The organism is Herbaspirillum sp. UBA812 (assembly GCF_002296545.1).
Taxonomy (GTDB): Bacteria; Pseudomonadota; Gammaproteobacteria; order Burkholderiales; family Burkholderiaceae_D; genus Herbaspirillum; species Herbaspirillum huttiense.
Map to the genome: position 1 here is coordinate 7,417 of NZ_DBIC01000139.1, position 2,803 is coordinate 10,219.

The 2,803-nt window shown below is 54.7% G+C and carries 4 protein-coding genes and 1 pseudogene; 3 read left to right on the forward strand and 2 right to left on the reverse strand.

Annotation, left to right across the window (positions count from 1 at the left end; translation table 11 throughout):
• Nucleotides 1-335 (forward strand): annotated as a pseudogene (locus tag B3873_RS08745) (hypothetical protein); the annotation flags it as partial.
• A gap of 75 nt (nucleotides 336-410) precedes the next feature.
• On the opposite strand, the gene B3873_RS08750 reads toward B3873_RS08745, so the two are convergent.
• Nucleotides 411-764 carry a VOC family protein gene (locus tag B3873_RS08750; protein ID WP_286865334.1) on the reverse strand — a complete coding sequence of 118 codons (354 nt, stop codon included), beginning with the start codon at nucleotides 762-764 and terminating at the stop codon, nucleotides 411-413.
• A gap of 509 nt (nucleotides 765-1,273) precedes the next feature.
• Between B3873_RS08750 and B3873_RS08755 the strand changes: the two genes are divergently transcribed.
• Both B3873_RS08755 and B3873_RS08760 read left to right on the forward strand, forming a co-directional pair.
• The gene (locus tag B3873_RS08755; protein ID WP_286865337.1) at nucleotides 1,274-1,705 is read left to right on the forward strand and encodes an STM2901 family protein; all 432 of its coding nucleotides are present in this window, start codon (nucleotides 1,274-1,276) and stop codon (nucleotides 1,703-1,705) included.
• A gap of 23 nt (nucleotides 1,706-1,728) precedes the next feature.
• Complete coding sequence (locus B3873_RS08760; RefSeq protein WP_286865338.1) at nucleotides 1,729-2,073, forward strand: DUF1493 family protein; 345 nt, start codon at nucleotides 1,729-1,731, stop codon at nucleotides 2,071-2,073.
• A gap of 90 nt (nucleotides 2,074-2,163) precedes the next feature.
• On the opposite strand, the gene B3873_RS08765 is transcribed toward B3873_RS08760, so the two are convergent.
• Nucleotides 2,164-2,793 carry an OmpA/MotB family protein gene (locus B3873_RS08765; protein WP_286865340.1) on the reverse strand — a complete coding sequence of 210 codons (630 nt, stop codon included), beginning with the start codon at nucleotides 2,791-2,793 and terminating at the stop codon, nucleotides 2,164-2,166.
• Nucleotides 2,794-2,803 lie beyond the last annotated feature (10 nt).

The window sequence follows — 2,803 nt, forward strand, 5'->3', positions numbered from 1 at the left end:
TCCTTGTGTCGGTGGTTCGATTCCGCCCCGGGCCACCAAGTTATAGAAAACGCCAACCTTCGGGTTGGCGTTTTTCGTTTCTGCTGCAGAAACCCCTCTGCTCGTGCCTGCTGGTTTCAATTAGCCTTATTCCGCTCCCCCTCCTCGAATCGCAAGAAGCGCTAATTTACGAACTCCCCGAACATCTTTCCGATATGGCTGCTTTCAGCCATGCCATCGACCTGCGAATAACAAACGTTACCGGCATCGAATGGTCACGTGCGGATATGCGTCGACAAGTTGGGTGGGTTCACCATGATGGAAATAAGCATCGTCGTGCCTTGGCTGTGCCTTAAATCATGGGGCACCAGCAATTCTGGCGTCAGGGCTAAATACCATCCAGAATTCGTCTTCACGTACTGTGACCTGTCCTACATTTCCTGGACGAACATCACGGTGTTTCCGGCTGGATCGCTAAGCTGCGCAAGCTTGATGAATCCCAGGTCCTGTATTTCGCTAACGGTAACACCAGCGTTTTGACACACCAATCTCTGTGTCTCGATATCGCGAACACAGCAAGCTACAAATGATTTACCTGCAAGGCTCGGGTCAGGGGCAACTGAAACTTGAATCAAAGCATTTTCTACCAGCTGCCATTCGGCGATTCCCTTACCAGGTGTGATGTCTGGCTTGCGCCCAAGCCATTTGGCGTACCATTCAACGGCTTCGTCGAAATCACTTACATGAAGAACAGAAACAAGACGCGTAAAATTGTTTTCCGGCATAGATTCATCCTCCTAATTAAATTTAGAAATCCGTTCTTTAACTTGCTGCACTCTTAAAGCCATTGTTGGCCCGGAATATTAATCACAAAACGACTGCATCTATTCTTTTCATTATTTTTCCTTCCCAAATCTAACAAGACTGCGAGCCCGCCTGCGCACCTAGGCTCCAGACGTAGCCAGGTTTCCCGCCGGCGATCGAGTCGAACATAACGCAAGCTTTGTTGGTATTTTTCGTTTCTGCGCCAACATTCTTTGGCTTGCTCGGCTTGCTCTTCCTCAGGCCCGCATCCGCGCCCATATCACCTGCAGCAAACTGATTCGTTGCCGGCACAGTCTCCAGCAACTGAGTCAATCCTGGCGTGGACCCAAAGAACCAGCACAACTCACGAGATCGACTTTGACGATACTCGCTTACCTCTTGGTGCAGGCTTTAGAACTCAGCACTTGGCAAGCAGTCTGATCGCGGTTTGATGAGCAATCCCTCCCCTTAACAAGCGAAAACGACAATCATGGACAACACCTACAGCTTTGGCCTGCATACCCAACTTTCCCCTAACGAACTGCTCTTCTACGTCTTCATCGATGAAACGTGCAAAGAGTTTGGCGTAGACGATGTCAGTGCCGCGGCCGCTGCTCTCGCCGGTCGACATCGGATTCCCGGCAGAAACAAGCCTTCCGGCGCCACGAAACAGACATCGGTGGCGTCCATCGTGGGACGCAGATCTCTCAACTGCGACTTGAAAAGGAAGATTCTTCCCACGCTCAATAACCAAAGCATCAAAGCGCTGAACACGCTGATGACAAAGAATATCGGCAAGTGCGTCGGTCGTGCCCTTCCCCTGGTCGGGTATGCTGTGTCGGCCCATAACGTCGCGTCGATCAAGAGCCGTTCCGTTGCGAACTATAATCGCCGGGTCAGAACGGAAGACAAGGTCTTGTGATACGCGCTATCGCTTGGGAAAGATTGGAAGCTTGGGTCCGCAAGGAAAATGCCACTAGCCCTAAAAAGCAACTGACCCGCGATACTCAACTTGACGACGATCTTGATGTTACCGGCGATGAGGCTGAAGATTTCATGGAGCACTTCTTTAAAGAATTCTCCATCGACTTCGGGGACTACAATTTTGATCACTATTTTGTCCCCGAAGGCTTCAGTCCACTTGAGATTTTCCTGCTGCTGATCTCGAAGAAAAAGCGGGCTTCCTACGACAGGCCACCAATCACCCTGGGCATGCTCTACCAGGCCGCCCTTGATGGCCGATGGGATTGCGCCCGCCTGGATTCACTGTCATCACTTTCACAGACTTGAATCAACACAACCCATCACGCCAGCTGATAACACAAAAACAGAAAAACAAAACCGAGCTGATCGCAACGTGCACATCGTTACAACCTCAGCTCAATTCCTCTCCCCCCCATTGACGAACCGCACCTCCACCCGCCGGTTGCGTTCATCACTGGCTGCCAGCCCCGGCAGCGGTTGCGAATCCCCATACCCCGCCACGATCACGCGGCGCGCCGCTTCCGGCGCACTGCGCCCGATCAGCAGCAAGCGCGCTTCGCGGGCACGCGCCGCCGACAGCGTGAAGTTGTCATCGTAGACCGTGCAATACGCGCGCACATCAGTCACCGGGGCCTTCACCGGCTTGTCATCCGTATGGCCTTCCACATAGATGCGGCCCGCCGGATGCTGCTGCAAATACTCCGCAATCCGCTCCTCGACCTGCGCAAACGCGGCCCGTGCTTCCGGCTCCACACAAGCACTGCCGCGACGGAATGCCCCCTCTTTCAGCGTAATTTTCCCCGCCTCGGTATCGACAGCCACCAGGTTGGAAGCGCCCTGCTGCGCAAACACCGTCTGCACCTGGCGCAACACGACCGTCAATCCCGGCCCGTCGGATTCGCGGCGGGCCGTCGCCGGTGCGGCTGGCGGTGGTGCAGCTTCAGCCGCTGCAGGCGCCGGTTGGGCGGGTGCTGCAGCGGGCAAGGGAGCAGCCGGTGGCGGTGCCGGCGTGGAAGCGGATGCCACCTGCGGTGCC

What these genes read in the sequence shown, in the direction of transcription:
- B3873_RS08750 (WP_286865334.1), bottom strand. Translation starts at nt 764, where the DNA reads ATGCCGGAAAACAATTTTACGCGTCTTGTTTCTGTTCTTCATGTAAGT.
- B3873_RS08755 (WP_286865337.1), top strand. Translation starts at nt 1,274, where the DNA reads ATGGACAACACCTACAGCTTTGGCCTGCATACCCAACTTTCCCCTAAC.